Raw genomic sequence first — 15,891 nt, forward strand, 5'->3', positions numbered from 1 at the left:
ACCTTCATCCGATATTTTTGCCGCCTACAAAACCATCTAGTCCGTAGCTCCAGGCAATAAAGCGCACTCGCGAAAAATGCGTGTTGAGAGACTGGCACGAAAGCTGCCTTTGTAAAACGTATATTTTAATAATATGTACGTTTTAAGAGGATCATCTTGATGTCAGACGCCACCTCAATGGCCGAAGCTTTTGCCAGTGGTCGCAGCGACCCGGTGCAGGTCCTCGAACAGGCACTGGTTCACGCGAGCCTGGCCCCCAGCGTGTTTATCTCCCTGACGGCCGAGCGTGCCCGCCGAGAAGCTGAAGCCAGCGCCGCTCGTTGGCGTGCCGGCCAGCCGTTGAGCGTGTTCGATGGTGTGCCGCTGGCCTGGAAAGACCTGTTTGACGTCGCCGGCAGCATTACCACCGCCGGCGCCAACTACCGTCGCGAGGCGCCAGCCGCGTTGCTCGACGCGCCGAGCGTGGGGCTACTGTGTCGCGCCGGGATGGTCAGTATCGGCAAGACCAACCTCAGTGAACTGGCGTATTCCGGCCTGGGCCTGAATCCGCATTTCGGCACGCCCTACAACCCGAGCGGCAGCGATCAACCGCGCATTCCCGGCGGTTCATCCTCGGGTTCGGCCGTTGCCGTGGCCGCCGGTATCGTGCCGATCGCCATGGGCACTGACACCGCCGGTTCGATCCGCATCCCCGCAGCATTCAATGGCGTAGTGGGCTACCGCAGCAGCAGCCGGCGCTACAGCCGCGACGGCGTCTTCCCGCTGGCGCACACCCTCGACAGCCTCGGCCCGCTGACCCGCAGCGTGCGCGATGCGCTGACGATCGACGACCTGCTCAACGGCCGTGCGCAAACCCACACCGCCCGCAGCCTCAAGGGCCAGCGCTTTGTGCTTGAGCAGGGCACGCTGGAAGACATCGAGCCGGCCGTACGCAATAACCTGCTGCGCGCGGTGGACCAACTCAAGGCCGCGGGCGCGCTGATCGAGGTGCGTGCGTCCGCCACCTTCCAGGCCACCCTCAACCTGATCAAGCAGGACGGCTGGCTCGGCTCATTCGAAGCCTTCGCCCTGCACGAAGCCTTGCTCGACAGCCGCGACGCCGAGCAACTCGACCCGCGCGTACGCCGCCGCCTTGAAGCCGCGCGTGCACTGCCCGCCAGCCAATTGCTGCACCTGATCGACGCGCGCTGCCGCTTGCAATACCAACTGGTCGACGAGCTCGACGGCGCCTTCCTGATTACCCCCACCGTCGCTCATGTCGCACCGCCGTTGGCCGCCCTGGAGGCAGACGATGACTTGTTCGTGAAAACCAACCTCGCCACCCTGCGCCTGACCATGCCCGGCAGCTTGCTCGACATGCCGGGCGTTGCCCTGCCCAGCGGCCGTGATGCCCTGGGCTTGCCCACCGGGCTGCTGCTCAGTGCCCCGACGGGGGAAGACGCGCGGCTGTTGCGCGCGGCATTGTCCGTCGAATCCGTAATGACTATTTAAGGAGACACACCATGGCTAAAGACATCCTCTGTGCATTTGGCGTCGACGTAGACGCAGTCGCCGGCTGGCTCGGTTCCTACGGCGGCGAAGACTCGCCGGACGACATCTCCCGTGGCCTGTTCGCCGGTGAAATCGGCGCGCCGCGCCTGCTCAAATTGTTCGAACGCTACGGCCTGCGCACCACCTGGTTTATCCCTGGCCACTCGATGGAAACCTTCCCGGAGCAGATGAAGGCGGTGGCCGATGCCGGTCACGAAATCGGCGTGCACGGCTACAGCCACGAAAACCCCATCGCGATGACGGCCGAGCAGGAAGAAATCGTCCTGGATAAGTCCATCGAACTGATCACCCAAGTCACCGGCAAACGCCCGACCGGCTACGTCGCGCCCTGGTGGGAATTCAGCAAGGTCACCAACGAGCTGCTGCTGAAAAAAGGCATCAAGTACGACCACAGCCTGATGCACAACGACTTCCACCCCTACTACGTGCGCAAGGGTGACAGCTGGACCAAGATTGACTACAGCCAGCACCCCGACACCTGGATGAAACCCTTGGTGCGCGGCGAAGAAACCGACCTGGTGGAGATCCCGGCCAACTGGTACCTCGACGACCTGCCGCCAATGATGTTCATCAAAAAAGCCCCCAACAGCCACGGCTTCGTCAACCCGCGCCACCTGGAAGAAATGTGGCGCGACCAGTTCGACTGGGTCTACCGCGAGCACGAACACGCGGTGTTCACCATGACCATCCACCCCGACGTGTCCGGCCGCCCGCAAGTGCTGCTGATGCTCGAGCGTTTGATCGAACACATCCAGAGCCATGCCGGCGTGCGCTTCGTCACCTTCGACGAAATCGCCGACGACTTTATCCGCCGCCAACCGCGTTCCTGACCCTTAGCCCACACCCCGAGGCGCGATCTATGTCCATCTACAACAAGCTTGACCTGACTGGCTGGAAACCCCGGCAACTGACGTCCAAGGAGGTGGGCTTCGCCACCTGGATCGCGTTTTTCGCCTGGGTGTTTGCGGTGTACGACTTCATTCTGTTCGGCACCTTGCTGCCGGAGATCGGCCGACACTTTGGCTGGGGTGAAGTGGAGCAAGCTGAGATCGCGACCTGGGTGGCGGTGGGCACGGCGGTGGTCGCCTTTGCGATTGGCCCTGTCGTCGATAAGTTGGGGCGGCGCACAGGCATTATTGTCACCGTGGCCGGTTCCGCGCTGTGCTCGGCGCTGACGGCGATTGGCGGGGCGTGGGGCAAGTCGCCGCTGATTCTGATCCGTTCGCTGGGCGGCCTGGGCTATGCCGAGGAAACCGTCAACGCCACGTATTTGAGCGAGCTGTATGGTGCTTCTGAAGACCCGCGCCTGACCAAACGTCGCGGGTTTATCTACAGCCTGGTGCAGGGCGGCTGGCCGGTCGGTGCATTGATCGCCGCCGGTTTGACCGCGCTGCTGCTGCCGATTATCGGTTGGCAGGGTTGCTTCATCTTTGCCGCTATCCCGGCCATCGTGATTGCGATCATGGCGCGCAAGCTCAAGGAAAGCCCGCAGTTCCAGATACACCAGCGCATCAGCGAGCTGCGTAAAAGCGGCGCGGTGAAAGAAGCGCAAAACGTCGCCGTGACCTACGGCGTGGACTATGACGAACACAGCAAGGCCGGCCTCAAAGCCGCCTTCCGTGGCCCGGCTCGCCGCGCCACGCTGGTGATCGGCGCCGCGCTGTTGCTCAACTGGGCGGCGATCCAGGTGTTCAGCGTGCTGGGGACTTCGGTGATCGTCAGTGTGCACCACCTCTCGTTCGAGAACTCGCTGATCATCCTTGTGCTGTCGAACCTGGTGGGTTACTGCGGCTACCTGACCCACGGCTGGATGGGCGACAAGATCGGCCGTCGCAATGTTATCGGCTTGGGCTGGATGCTCGGCGGCCTGGCGTTTGCCGGGATGCTGTTTGGCCCCAGCAATATGCCCATGGTGGTCGGGCTGTACAGCCTGGGCCTGTTCTTCCTGATCGGGCCGTACTCGGCGGCGCTGTTCTTTATCAGCGAGAGTTTCCCTACCAGCATCCGCGCTACCGGCGGCGCGATCATCCATGCCATGGGCCCGATTGGTGCGGTGGTCGCCGGCTTCGGCGCCACCCAAGTGTTGTCCGCCGGCAGTGACTGGCAGACCGCCGCGCTGTGGTTCGGCGCGCTGCCGTGCTTTTTGTCCGGCGCCTTGATGTTTGCCGCCCGCCATGTGCGCCCGGAAACCGTTCAGTAAGGAGTGTTTGATGAGCCGTAAAGTTGCCTTGATTACCGGTGCCGCCAGCGGCATCGGCCAAGCCCTCGCCGTCGCCTATGCGCGCAGCGGCGTGGCGGTGGTGGGCGGGTATTACCCGGCTGACCCGCATGACCCGCACACCACCGTGGCCCAGGTAGAAGAAGCCGGTGGTGAATGCCTGATGTTGCCGCTGGACGTGGGCGATACCGCCTCGGTAGACGCGCTGGCCGCGCAAGCCGTGCAGCATTTTGGCCGCCTCGATTACGCGGTGGCCAATGCCGGTTTATTGCGCCGCGCGCCGTTGTTGGAGATGACCGATGCGTTGTGGAACGAGATGCTCAATGTCGACCTGACGGGGGTGATGCGCACCTTCCGCGCGGCCACCCGGCATATGGGCGAGGGCGGGGCGCTGGTGGCGATTTCGTCGATTGCCGGCGGTGTGTATGGCTGGCAGGAGCACAGCCATTACGCCGCGGCCAAGGCCGGCGTGCCGGGGTTGTGCCGGTCGCTGGCGGTGGAGTTGGCGCCGTTGGGGATCCGTTGTAATGCGGTGATTCCGGGGTTGATCGAGACGCCGCAGTCGTTGGATGCGAAGAACTCGTTGGGGCCTGAGGGGTTGGCGAAGGCGGCGCGGGCGATTCCGTTGGGCCGGGTTGGGCGGGCGGATGAGGTGGCCTCGTTGGTGCAATTCTTGACCAGCGATGCGTCGAGTTATTTGACCGGGCAAAGCATCGTCATCGACGGTGGCTTGACTGTGCGCTGGCCGGACTGACTCCACGCTCTGCAAAAAAGGTGGGAGCTGGCTTGCCTGCGATGGCGGTGGGTCAGTTGAAATATTTGTAGCTGACCCGCCGCTATCGCAGGCAAGCCAGCTCCCACAGTGGACCGTGTTTGCCTTAGGAGATTCTGCATGCATCAACTCACCCACCGCCGCGCCGTCATCACCGGTGCCGGCAGCGGCATCGGCGCTGCTATCGCCCGCGCCTACGCCGCCGAAGGCGCGCGGCTGTTGCTGGCCGACCGCAATGCCGCCAGCCTTGCCGAAACCGCCATTTCCTGCCGCAACCTCGGTGCCGAAGTGTTCGAATGCCTGGCTGACGTCGGCACTGTCGAAGGCGCCCAGGCCAGCGTCGACCGCTGTGTCGAGCACTTCGGCGGCATCGATATTTTGGTCAATAATGCTGGCATGCTTACCCAGGCGCGTTGCGTCGACCTCTCTATCGAGATGTGGAACGACATGCTGCGAGTCGACCTCACCAGTGTGTTCGTGGCCAGCCAGCGCGCCTTGCCGCACATGCTTGCGCAGCGCTGGGGGCGGATCATCAATGTGGCCTCGCAACTGGGCATCAAGGGCGGCGCCGAGCTGACCCACTACGCCGCCGCCAAGGCTGGCGTGATCGGTTTCACCAAATCCCTGGCGCTGGAAGTGGCCAAGGACAACGTGCTGGTCAACGCCATTGCGCCGGGCCCTATCGAAACGCCGCTGGTGGGCGGCATCAGCGCCGACTGGAAGCGCGCCAAGGCCGCCGAGTTGCCCCTGGGCCGTTTCGGCCTGGCTGATGAAGTGGCGCCCACCGCCGTGCTGCTCGCCAGTGAGCCGGGCGGCAACCTGTTCGTCGGCCAGACCCTGGGCCCGAACTCCGGCGATGTCATGCCATGAGCGAGGTGTAGCCATGTGCGGACTCTGCGGCTTGCTCGGTGAAGACCTGCACTGGAGCGACCCCTTAGGCGATGAACTGCCACGGCGCCGCGAACGCTTGCGCCGGATCGCTGCGATCAACCAAGTGCTGGCGGTGTTCCGGCTCAAGGTCGAAGACTTCCAGGGCGCGTCGTACCTGCTGTTGGGCGCCACCGGCAAGCAAGAACTGGCGAGTGGCCTGGATCAACTGTGGCAGGCGGCTGAAAACATGCTCGGGCGCCCGCTGGACCCGCTGGATCCGCGCTTGCTTGATCACTTGGAGTCATCATGAGCATCGCCCTCAATGTCATCACCGGTTTCCTCGGCAGCGGCAAAACCACCTTGCTCAAGCGTCTGCTACAAGGCGAAAGCCTTGGCGACACCGCGTTGCTGATCAACGAATTCGGCGATGTCGGCATCGACCATCTGCTGGTGGAAGAAGTGGCGCCGGACACCGTGCTGCTGCCCAGCGGCTGTGTCTGTTGCTCGATCCGTGGCGAGCTGAAAGACGCGTTGCTCGGCTTGCTACAACGGCGTGAGCGCGGCGAAATCCCAGCGTTCAAGCGGGTGATTCTTGAGACCACCGGCCTGGCTGATCCGGCGCCAATCCTCGCCACGCTGAACAACGACGTGCAGCTGCGTGGGCGTTTCCATATTGGCCTGGTGATTACGTTGGTCGACGCCAGCCACGCTACCCTGCAAGAACGCCTGCACCCGGAATGGCTGGCCCAGGTCGCCGCTGCAGACCGCCTGTTGCTGAGCAAGACCGACCTGGCCGGCGACTGTGACGCACTGCGCGCGCACTTGCAGGCACTCAACGCCGGTACGCCGATCCTCAATACCCATGAGGTTCACAGCGGCGACCAACTGCTGCTCGGCGAAGGGTTGCGCAGCGCCGAACCGGCTGTTGAAGTCAGCCGTTGGCAATTGCACCAAACCACCACCGCCACCCACGGCGCGGCGCAAGTGTGCTGCCTGAGCTTCGACCAGCCGCTGGACTGGGTTGGCTTCGGGGTGTGGTTGTCGATGCTGCTAAGATGCCACGGCGAACGAATCCTTCGCGTCAAAGGACTGCTCAACGTGAACGCAAGCTCGGCCCCTATCGTCATTCATGGCGTGCAGCATTGCCTGCATGCCCCGGTGCACTTGCCCGCGTGGCCGGGCACCGACCGCCAATCGCGGCTGGTGTTTATCCTGCGTGGCCTCGACCCGGCGCTGTTGCGGCGTTCCTTTGAAGTGTTCTCCCGACGGTTTGCCGCATGATCACGTTACGCGTGCTCGGTACCTCCGTAACCTTGCTGGAATGTTTGCGCGTGCGCGCCGAACAGGAATTGGGTATTCGCCTGGTGTACCAGGTACACGACGTTGCGCAGGCCCAGCGCATCGCGGTGATGCAGCCCGACAGCTACGACCTGTACGACCAGTGGTTCCACAACGTCGACTTCGTGTGGCCGGCGCGCGCGATCCAGCCTATCGACACGCGGCGAATCGCGCTGTGGCATGAGATCAACGACCTGCCCAAGCGCGGTCGCTTGTCGGCCAACGATCGCTTGGGCAGCGGCAGCGTGCCCAGTGAGCGCCTGTTCGTGCAGCACGACGGCAGCCTCGGCAGCACCGTGACCGATCGCATCAGCATGCTGCCGCTGACCCACAACGCTGACAGTTTTGCCTACCGCCCCGAACGTTTGCCCGAAGGCTTCAGCCACGGCAATGAAAGCTGGGGCTGGCTGCTTGACCCGGCCTGGCGTGCACGCACCGCGTTGCAAAGTGATGCCGCGATTGGCGCCCTGGACGCCGCGTTGGCAGTGCAAGGCGCGGGGCTGGCGCAGTTCAAGGACATCGGCAATATGAGCATCGAAGAGATCGATGTGCTCGCCGACATCCTGGTGCGCAAGCAGAAGGGAGGGCACTTTGCGGCGTTCTGGTCGGACGATGAAGAGGCGGCGCAGTTGATGCTCAGCCCCAGCATCGATATCCAGAGCCTGTGGTCGCCGACCTTGATGCGTTTGCACCGTGCCGGGGTGAAGTACCGGCTGGCGGTGCCCCGCGAAGGCTATCGGGCTTGGTTTGGCGGGTTGTCGTTGTCACGCCATGCCCAGGGCTCGGTGTTGGATGCGGCTTACGCTTATCTGAATTGGTGGTTGTCCGGCTGGCCTGGGGCGGTCATGGCGCGCCAGGGCTATTACATCGGCAACCCGGCGCGTACGCGCGATCATTTGAGCAGTGCCGAGTGGGATTATTGGTATGCTGGCAAGCCTGCCCGGGAGGAGTTGTTGGGCAGTGATGGTTTGCCGTTGATTGATGTCGGCGATGTGCGCGATGGGGGTTCCTATGCGCAACGCATGGGGCACATTGCGGTGTGGAACTCGGTGATGGATGAGCACAATTATCTGGTGCGCCGGTGGGGGGACTTCATGCGGGCGCGCACCGCTTAGATCAATGAGTGCCATGGCGTCAATAGACTGACGATGATGTTCCTGTCTTTGTTGGGTGTACTTATCCCAAGTCCCAGCTAATCTGCTAAAACAAAATATCCAATAAAAATAGATGTTTTTTTGACGCCAGGGCAGCAGTCGCCAGGAACACGTATGACAAAGGGACGGATTGGCAAAGAACGGCGAACGCTGCCGGAGGGCACGGCAATGCAGTGGCGCCACACCTTCCAAACCCGCATAGCCGGGGTGTTGGCGCTATTGCTGCTGGTGGTTATGGCCGCCACCTATTTTGCGGTCAAGGCCGCCACTACTCGCGCGGTAGAAAACCAGGCACAGGTGCAACTCACGACCGGCAGCCAAGTGTTCGAGCGCCTGCTGGACCTGCGCGGGCGGCGCCTGCAATACGGGTTGGACTGGCTGACTGTCGACGGGCCCTTCAAGCAAGCGGTGATCGAGGGCAAGACCGAATCGATTCAGGCGGCGCTGCGTCGCCATGGCACGGGCCTGCACTCCAGTGAGGTATTTGTGTTGAGCCTGGATGGCAAGGTGATCGTCAGCACCTTACCCGTACTGACCTACGGCCAGTCGTTTCCCTATGAGGAGGCTTTGCGCCATGCGCGGCGCAGTGGCCAGCAGATGCTCATCGTCGCCTTGGACGGGCAACCGTATTTGCTGGTGCAGGATGAAGTGCTCGACCCCGAGCCCATCGCTCGCGTGGTCATGGGTTTCCCCATGGGCAAGTTGTTCGCCAATGAGCTGCGCTCCATGAGCAACCTTGAAGTGTCGTTCCTCAGCGTGCAGGACGGCCGCGCGGGCGAGCTGTTCAGTACCCAGCCCGAGGCCTACCAGACCACCGTCATCAGTACGCTGCGCGAAGCACACCTGAACCCTGAAGCCCAGATATCCGTGTTTTATGGGCAGCGTGTGCTCAGCCAGGTGCTGCCGTTGGCCAACACCGGCGATGGTGATGAGGTACGCGTGTTGCTGCAAAGCCCGCTCGACCATGCGCTGGAGTCCTTTGCGCCGCTGGACCGGCAGTTCCTCGGGATCGCCCTGGCGGTGCTGTTGGTGTCGCTGGCGGCGGCGTTGCTGCTCGCGCGCCGCGTATCGCGCCCGCTCAACGCCTTGGTCGAGGCCGCCGAACGCATTGGCGCCGGTGACTACCGCACGCCGGTGCGGGTGCGCAGCCACGATGAATTCGGTTTGCTCGCCCGCGCCTTCAATGCCATGCAAAGCGGCATTGCCGTGCGCGAGCGCCAACTGGCGCATAACGCCCTGCATGACCCGCTCACCGGCTTGCCCAATCGCGCCCTGGCCATGGAACGCCTGGGCAGTGCGATCAGTGCGCGGCGGCCCGTGGTGTTGCTGTACCTGGGGATTGAAAACTACCGGGTGATCAATGAAGGCTTCGGCCCCCAGGGTGTAGAGGAAATGCTCCGTGAAGCCAGCCGATGCCTGTCTATGAGCCTGCTGGCCAGCGACACCGCCGCGCGCATTGCTGGCAGTGAGTTTCTGCTGTTGCTGGAAAATACCGAGATCGACCGTGCCGTGGCCCGCGCCGACCGCTTGTATGGGCTGCTCACCGAACCCCAGCGCATCGGGCATGACGAAGTGCGTCATGAAGTCAGCATCGGCATTGCCGCATACCCCACCGACGGCCAGCAGGTGGAAGAGCTGATCAGCCGCGCCGCGATCGCCCGGCATGATGCGGCGAGCCTGCCCGGGCATCTGCAGATCTACCAGCAGGACCGCGACCTGGCGCACCAACGCCAGATCACCTTGATCCGCGACCTGCGCCGCGCCGCCATCGAAGGCGAATTGTTCCTGTGCTACCAGCCCAAACTCGACCTCAACCATGGCCATGTGCACCAGGCCGAAGCCTTGCTGCGTTGGCAGCACCCAACCCTGGGCCAGGTGTCCCCTACCGAATTCATTCCCTTGGCCGAGCGCACCGGCAGCATGGGTGGCTTGACCTTGTGGGTGATCGAGGAGGCGATCCGGCAAATCGCTGATTGGGCACAGCGTGGTTTGCACATGCAGCTCTCGGTGAATATTTCGGTGGACGACCTGGGCGATGATGACTTGGCCATTCGCGTCACCGCGTTGCTGGTGCAATACAACGTATTGGCTGAGCAGTTGATCTTCGAGATCACCGAAAGTGCGATCATGCACAACCCGCAGCAGGCCCTCAGCGTGCTGGAGCAACTGCGCGGCTGTGGCATCAGCCTGTCGGTGGATGACTTCGGTACCGGCTATTCATCCCTGGCGCAATTGCAGCGTTTGCCGGTGCAGGAATTGAAGATCGACCAGTCCTTCATCCGCAACCTCGACAGCGCCAGCGGTGACGGCGTGATCGTGCGTTCGACCATCGAAATGAGCCACAACCTGGGGCTCAAGGTGGTGGCCGAAGGCGTGGAATTTGAGCCCAGCCTGAAGCTGCTCAAACAGTGGAAGTGCGACACGGCCCAGGGTTACCTGATCAGCCGGCCGTTGACTGCCATGGCGTTTGAGATGTGGATGCGGCGTGAGCGCGTACCGACTTAACCGCGGTTTAAACCACCAGGGTTTGCAATAACGCCCATAGCCTTTCGACGGGGGTTTCTTCAACTGCCAGTTTTTGCGGGCCAGTGACCCGCTCGTTAATGTGTTTTTATTTTTTCAGGGCGAAAAAAAGGCGGCTACCCATCAGGTAGCCGCCTTTGTTTTACCGCCGGTTCTACTTAATCCGGCAGTTTGAACGCCATCACATAGTCACCCTGCTTGGTGCCCAGCGAGCCGTGACCGCCGGCCATGACCAGCACGTACTGCTTGCCGTCCTTGCCGGTGTAGGTCATCGGTGTGGTTTGCGCGCCTGCAGGCAGGCGGCCTTCCCACAATTGCTTGCCGTTTTTCACGTCATAGGCACGCAGGTACTGGTCGAGGGTGCCGCTGAGGAAGGCCACGCCACCGGCAGTGGTGAACGTACCGCCCAGGCTAGGCACACCCATGGTCAGCGGGATTGGAACCGGCGAGCTGTCACGCACGGTGCCGTTCTTGTGCATCCAGATGGTTTGGTGGTTGGTCAAATCGACCGCGGCCACATAACCCCACGCCGGTGCCTGGCACGGCAGGCCCAGAGGCGACAGCAGTGCTTCGAGGATCACGCCGTACGGCGCGCCTTTGTTCGGCTGTACGCCTTCGGTTTCGCTGACGCGTGGGCCTTGCTTGGCAATGTCGGCGGCCGGGATCAGTTTCGATTTGAACGCCATGTAGCTCGGGTTCACGAAAGCAATCTGGCGAACCGGGTCGACGGAAATGCCGCCCCAGTCGAACACACCGAAGTTACCTGGGTAAACGATCGAGCCTTGCAGCGATGGCGGGGTGAACGGACCGTCGTAGCGCATGGATTTGAAATCGATCCGGCACAGCATCTGGTCGAACGGGGTTACGCCCCACATGTCGCGTTCTTTCAACGGCGGCGGCATGAAGTTCAGGTCAGACTTCGGTTGAGTCGGCGAGGTGTGATCACCGGCCACTGCGCCTTGCGGTACAGGGATTTCGTTGATCGGCACCACCGGCTTGCCGTTGCTGCGATCCAGCACGTAGATGCTGCCTTGCTTGGTCGACGCCATGACGGCTGGCTTGACGCCGTCAGCGGTCTTGATGTCGATCAGCGAAGGCTGGCCGCCCACGTCCATGTCCCACAGGTCGTGATGGGTGAACTGGAAGGTCCACTTCACGTGGCCGCTGTCGATGTCCAGGGCGGTCAGGCCGGCGCTGTATTTTTCCGAATCTTCGGTACGGTCGCCGCCGTATTGGTCGGGCATTTGGTTGCCCATCGGCAGGTAGAGCATGCCGAGTTTTTCATCAACGCTGAACATGGACCACATGTTCGGCGAGTTGCGGGTGTAGGTTTTGCCTTCGGCCAACGGGGTGGTGTCGTCCGGGTTGCCGCTGTCCCAGTTCCACACCAGCTTGCCGGTGTGCACGTCGAACGCACGGATCACGCCGCTAGGCTCGTCGGTGGAGACGTTGTCGGTCACGTGACCGCCGATCACGACCAGGTTCTTGGTCACGGCCGGTGGCGAGGTGGAGTAGTAACCGCCGGGTGCGAAGCTGCCGATGTTGGCACGCAGGTCGACCTGGCCTTTGTCACCGAAGTCTTCGCACATTTTGCCGGTGTCGGCGTCCAGGGCGATCAGACGGGTGTCGGCAGTCGGTACGAAAATGCGTTTTGGGCATACAGCGCTAACCGGAGCAGCGCTGGCGCTGCCGGTAGGGCTTTGCTCGGAAGCGTACACAGCGTCATCGTGATACGACACGCCACGGCAGGTCATGTGTGCCCAACCCTTGAAGTTCGCGGCGCCTTCGCTGCTGATCTTCGGGTCGAAACGCCAGATTTCTTTACCAGTGTCCGGGTCCAGGGCAATCACCTGGCTGTGCGGGGTGCACACGTAGAGCATGCCGTTGACTTTCAGCGGGGTGTTTTCCGCGGTGGTTTCACCGGGGTCGCCTGGGCCAGGAATGTCGCCGGTGCGATAGGTCCACGCTGGTACCAGCGTGTGGGCGTTTTGCGGAGTGATCTGCGCCAATGGTGAGTAGCGATCACCAAAGGCCGAGCGGCCATAGGAGTTCCAGTCGCCATCGGCCTGGGTCGGCGCAGCGCTGGCCATGCCAGGCACGGCGTCGCGGTCCAGTTGGCCGGTCTTGACCATTTCACCCGGGTTGGTGAATTGGCTGGCCAGGGCGGCAGCACCGGCGAGCACCACGGCGACGCTCAGGGCGCCAGTGCCCAGCGGCGCGGGTTGGCCACGCAGCAACGGACGGCGAAACCACGGCAGCAGCAGGACGATGCCCAAGGCAAACAGCAGCGCCAGGCGCGGCACCAACTGCCACCAATCCAGGCCGACTTCCCACAGTGCCCACACGGTACTGGCGAACAACACCAATGCGTACAAGCCCAGCGCAGCGCGGCGGTTAGCCAGCAGCAGGACGCCGGTGAGGGCGATGCCGATACCGGCCAGCAGGTAGTACAGCGAACCGCCAAGCATGCTCAGCTTGACGCCGCCGGCCAGCAAGGCCAGCCCCATGATCAGCAGCAAGACGCCTAGCAGCCTGGGCAGCAGGCGGCTTGGACTTGAAGCACCATCAGTGCTCATAGTGTGTTTCTCCGTGACGTTGGAATTATGTAACCCCGTGCTTCACTGTAGATGACGATTCAGCGCGGGCTTGGTTCAGCGTTAATTCGGTTTTTCTGGGGATAAGAGGGTTATCCACAGGCGGGCGATTTATCCCCGGGTGCAGGCTGGTAAGAGACAGCGCTGTCTTCGAAGAGAGAGAATTTCAGCAAGATGGGGTCGACCGCGGAAGTGAACGTTTCAGTTTGTTGCCGCAAGGATAAAGGGCTGGTGCACCAAGAGAAAGCACAAATCGCAAGATGCATCATTTCAGATTTGGTAACAGTGACAGAACGTCGCGCGACAGATCGTTCCTGCGCTCTGCGTGGGAATGCCGCAGCCGCTTACGACAGCCCCGCGGGCCACGACAAACTGCACTTGCCAGCGGAAGCCGCTTTCACAAGGGCTTAGAAGGTGGTGCGCAGACCCACTTGCACGCTTCTGCCCGGTGCCGGGGCGATGTCGCGCAGGATCGAGCTGGCATAGCGCACGGTCTGGTTGGTCAGGTTTTCGCCGTTGACGAATGCCAGCCACTGGCTGCCGCCGACATTGAAGCGATAACCCGCGCTCGCGCCCAAGGTGGTGTAGCCATCGGTGCCGCTTTCGTTAGCCGGCACACGCCCTTGGCCCGCCGCGTGTTCCACGTCGATCCGCGCCTGCCAGCGGTCCAGTTCCCACAGCAAGCCGCTGTTCAAGCGCAGCGGTGCAATGCGTGGCAAGGCTTCGCCGGTATCGAGGTTGGTGGCGCGGGTGTAATCGCCCGACAGCTCAAGGGCGAACTTGCCGTAGGCACCTTCGCCGAGTTTCCAGTGATCTTGTGCTTCGAAGCCTGCGAAACGTGCACGCACGCCGGAGTATGTGTACTCAGGGATGCCGCCTGCGTCTTGCTCACCTTCGTCGTTCAGCGTACGACCGGTGCCCAACAGACCGATGTAATTGGAGAAGCGGCTGTAGAACACGCCGAAGCTGCCCTTGTGGGTGCCATTGTCAAAGCGCAGCGCCAGGTCGCTGGACACGGCTTTTTCTTTCTTCAGGTTGGCGTCGCCCAGCTCGTAGGTGCCGGTGGCAACGTGGGCACCGTTGGCATACAGCTCGTAGAAGGTCGGTGCGCGCTCGGTGTAGCCCAGGGTCGCGGCCAGGGACCAGATCGGCGTGAGGGTGTAGACCGCGCCCGATGACAGGCTGCCGGCCGTGAAGTCATTGGACTTGTCGGCACCGGCGAACCGTTCGTTGCCCTTGGCGTTCGGGTCGACGTTGGTGTGTTCCAGGCGCCCACCGAGGCTGAGTTTCAGGCGTTCGGTGGCTTGCATTTCTTCGAGGATAAACAGCGCACCGGCGTTGGTGTCGGTCTGCGGTACGAAGGCTTCTTCGCCCAGAGCCGAGAACTCGTTACGGGTTACCTGTGCGCCGACCACGCCGTCAAACGGGCCGATCGGCTGGTGGCGCGCTTCAACGCGGGCCTCATAACCTTTGTTCTTGAAGACGGTGCCGGTTTCGCCGCCTTCGATTTCGCGGTGTTCGTAGTCGGTGTAGCCCGCGTCGAGTTTCACCGAGGTAAACGGGCCTTGCAGGTTGCGGATCTCGGACGCAAAGGCGTAGTGATCCTGCTTCATGCGGATGCGCACATCCTGCTCGGCGGGTGAGCCGTAGTTGGCGTCGTAGTTGCTGTAGGACAGCCCGGCGTAACCGTCGTCCCAGGTGTAGGAACCGCCGACTGCGCCGCCGTCCTGACGGCCGTCGCTGTTGCCCAGACGGCCGTTCTTGCCGGGGCCGTCGTCGGTTGGCGGGGCGTGGCGGCTACGCGCCTGGCCAGGGATTTTCAGGTCGTTGAATTCCCGCGCATTCGCGTCCAGGTGCAGGGCGAAGGTGCCGTTGCCGGCCTCCAGTTTGCCCGCGCTGCTGCGGGTGGTGTCGGCGCCGCCGTAGCGCAATTCACCGGCACCGTGGATGCCTTCGATGGCTTCGGTGGGGATGCGGTTATCGAAGGTGTTGACCACGCCGCCGATGGCGCTGCCGCCGTACAGCAGGGCGGCCGGGCCGCGCACGATCTCAATGCGCTCGACGTTGACCGGGTCCAACGGCACCGCGTGGTCGTAGGACAGCGACGACGCATCCAACGCGCCCACGCCGTTGCGCAGGATGCGAATGCGGTCGCCGTCCTGGCCACGAATGATCGGCCGGCTGGCGCCTGGGCCAAAGTACGAAGACGACACACCCGGCTGCTTGTTCAAGGTTTCGCCGAGGCTGCCTTTTTGTTGCAGGGTCAGGTCATCGCCTTCCAGCACCGTGGTGGGCGAGGCGAGTTGTTCGCTGCCCAGCGGGTTGCCGGTGATGACTTGGGGTTGCAGCTCAAGGGCGTGGGCTTCAGAGCAGATCAGCAGAGCGGCAGCGAGCGGGGTCAAGCGCCACAGGGAAGAGAGGGACATCGGTACATTCCTTGGCAAAACGGCAGAAAAGAGAAGGCTTAAAACGGTATCGGGCACGTTACTTTTGATAGGTATGGTTACAATATAACATCTCTTTTTGGCCGTGAAGCGGAGTATGATCATCCTACAGTTAATGCAGTGCTTCCACCGGTACGCCCCGTCGGCTAAGGTGCGCGGCTGTGTTTCCTCTTTTTGCAAAAGGCCCGGCATGACCGCGACAAGCAACGACCCGCTCCACGGTGTGACCCTGCAGCACGTCCTCACCACCCTGGTGGAACATTACGAATGGGCAGGCCTGGCCGAGCGCATTGATGTGCGCTGTTTCAAGAGCGACCCGAGCATCAAGTCGAGCCTCACGTTTCTGCGCAAAACCCCGTGGGCGCGGGAGAAAGTCGAAGGGCTGTACGTCAAGCTGATGCGCACCAAACGCCCGTTGGACTGAGCC

The 15,891-nt window shown here is 62.5% G+C and carries 12 protein-coding genes; 10 read left to right on the forward strand and 2 right to left on the reverse strand.

The genetic code is table 11. From position 1 onward, the window contains the following. The first annotated feature begins 159 nt into the window (after positions 1-159). The 9 genes from GJU48_RS05175 (at position 160) to GJU48_RS05215 (ending at position 10,408) form a co-directional block, all read left to right on the forward strand. A complete protein-coding gene (locus GJU48_RS05175) occupies positions 160-1,491 on the forward strand; it encodes an amidase (RefSeq protein WP_094952997.1) in 1,332 nt (443 codons plus the stop codon). 11 nt (positions 1,492-1,502) lie between these two features. Then, positions 1,503-2,381 carry a polysaccharide deacetylase family protein gene (locus GJU48_RS05180; protein ID WP_053254585.1) on the forward strand — a complete coding sequence of 293 codons (879 nt, stop codon included), beginning with the start codon at positions 1,503-1,505 and terminating at the stop codon, positions 2,379-2,381. Positions 2,382-2,410: 29 nt separating this feature from the next. Continuing rightward, positions 2,411-3,751, forward strand: a complete 1,341-nt coding sequence (locus GJU48_RS05185) for an MFS transporter (RefSeq protein WP_094952996.1) — start codon at positions 2,411-2,413, stop codon at positions 3,749-3,751. Positions 3,752-3,761: 10 nt separating this feature from the next. After that, entirely contained in the window at positions 3,762-4,523 is a 762-nt protein-coding gene (locus GJU48_RS05190; protein ID WP_094952995.1) for an SDR family NAD(P)-dependent oxidoreductase, read from the forward strand. Positions 4,524-4,661: 138 nt separating this feature from the next. Further along, positions 4,662-5,411, forward strand: a complete 750-nt coding sequence (locus GJU48_RS05195; protein ID WP_094952994.1) for an SDR family NAD(P)-dependent oxidoreductase — start codon at positions 4,662-4,664, stop codon at positions 5,409-5,411. Between the two features lie 13 nt (positions 5,412-5,424). Next, positions 5,425-5,721, forward strand: a complete 297-nt coding sequence (locus GJU48_RS05200; RefSeq protein WP_094952993.1) for a hypothetical protein — start codon at positions 5,425-5,427, stop codon at positions 5,719-5,721. Further along, a complete protein-coding gene (locus GJU48_RS05205; protein WP_094952992.1) occupies positions 5,718-6,692 on the forward strand; it encodes a CobW family GTP-binding protein in 975 nt (324 codons plus the stop codon). The genes GJU48_RS05200 and GJU48_RS05205 overlap by 4 nt, the downstream gene beginning before the upstream one ends. Further along, the gene (locus GJU48_RS05210; RefSeq protein WP_094952991.1) at positions 6,689-7,864 is read left to right on the forward strand and encodes an ABC transporter substrate-binding protein; all 1,176 of its coding nucleotides are present in this window, start codon (positions 6,689-6,691) and stop codon (positions 7,862-7,864) included. Before GJU48_RS05205 ends, GJU48_RS05210 begins: the two co-directional genes overlap by 4 nt. Before the next feature lie 207 nt (positions 7,865-8,071). After that, a complete protein-coding gene (locus GJU48_RS05215; protein WP_094952990.1) occupies positions 8,072-10,408 on the forward strand; it encodes a putative bifunctional diguanylate cyclase/phosphodiesterase in 2,337 nt (778 codons plus the stop codon). A gap of 176 nt (positions 10,409-10,584) precedes the next feature. On the opposite strand, the gene GJU48_RS05220 is transcribed toward GJU48_RS05215, so the two are convergent. Then, positions 10,585-13,002, reverse strand: a complete 2,418-nt coding sequence (locus GJU48_RS05220; RefSeq protein WP_094952987.1) for a glucose/quinate/shikimate family membrane-bound PQQ-dependent dehydrogenase — start codon at positions 13,000-13,002, stop codon at positions 10,585-10,587. A gap of 425 nt (positions 13,003-13,427) precedes the next feature. Then, positions 13,428-15,446, reverse strand: a complete 2,019-nt coding sequence (locus tag GJU48_RS05225; RefSeq protein WP_094952985.1) for a TonB-dependent receptor — start codon at positions 15,444-15,446, stop codon at positions 13,428-13,430. Positions 15,447-15,654: 208 nt separating this feature from the next. On the opposite strand from GJU48_RS05225, the gene GJU48_RS05230 reads away from it, so the two are divergent. Beyond that, a complete protein-coding gene (locus GJU48_RS05230; protein ID WP_048720273.1) occupies positions 15,655-15,888 on the forward strand; it encodes a VF530 family protein in 234 nt (77 codons plus the stop codon). Positions 15,889-15,891: the final 3 nt, after the last annotated feature.

Source organism: Pseudomonas sp. IB20 (assembly GCF_009707325.1).
Lineage (GTDB): Bacteria > Pseudomonadota > Gammaproteobacteria > Pseudomonadales > Pseudomonadaceae > Aquipseudomonas.

Excerpts from the sequence above, each read along its gene's own strand:
- GJU48_RS05175 (WP_094952997.1), top strand. The coding sequence starts at position 160 with ATGTCAGACGCCACCTCAATGGCCGAAGCTTTTGCCAGTGGTCGCAGC.
- GJU48_RS05180 (WP_053254585.1), top strand. The coding sequence starts at position 1,503 with ATGGCTAAAGACATCCTCTGTGCATTTGGCGTCGACGTAGACGCAGTC.
- GJU48_RS05185 (WP_094952996.1), top strand. The coding sequence starts at position 2,411 with ATGTCCATCTACAACAAGCTTGACCTGACTGGCTGGAAACCCCGGCAA.
- GJU48_RS05190 (WP_094952995.1), top strand. The coding sequence starts at position 3,762 with ATGAGCCGTAAAGTTGCCTTGATTACCGGTGCCGCCAGCGGCATCGGC.
- GJU48_RS05195 (WP_094952994.1), top strand. The coding sequence starts at position 4,662 with ATGCATCAACTCACCCACCGCCGCGCCGTCATCACCGGTGCCGGCAGC.
- GJU48_RS05200 (WP_094952993.1), top strand. The coding sequence starts at position 5,425 with ATGTGCGGACTCTGCGGCTTGCTCGGTGAAGACCTGCACTGGAGCGAC.
- GJU48_RS05205 (WP_094952992.1), top strand. The coding sequence starts at position 5,718 with ATGAGCATCGCCCTCAATGTCATCACCGGTTTCCTCGGCAGCGGCAAA.
- GJU48_RS05210 (WP_094952991.1), top strand. The coding sequence starts at position 6,689 with ATGATCACGTTACGCGTGCTCGGTACCTCCGTAACCTTGCTGGAATGT.
- GJU48_RS05215 (WP_094952990.1), top strand. The coding sequence starts at position 8,072 with ATGCAGTGGCGCCACACCTTCCAAACCCGCATAGCCGGGGTGTTGGCG.
- GJU48_RS05220 (WP_094952987.1), bottom strand. The coding sequence starts at position 13,002 with ATGAGCACTGATGGTGCTTCAAGTCCAAGCCGCCTGCTGCCCAGGCTG.
- GJU48_RS05225 (WP_094952985.1), bottom strand. The coding sequence starts at position 15,446 with ATGTCCCTCTCTTCCCTGTGGCGCTTGACCCCGCTCGCTGCCGCTCTG.
- GJU48_RS05230 (WP_048720273.1), top strand. The coding sequence starts at position 15,655 with ATGACCGCGACAAGCAACGACCCGCTCCACGGTGTGACCCTGCAGCAC.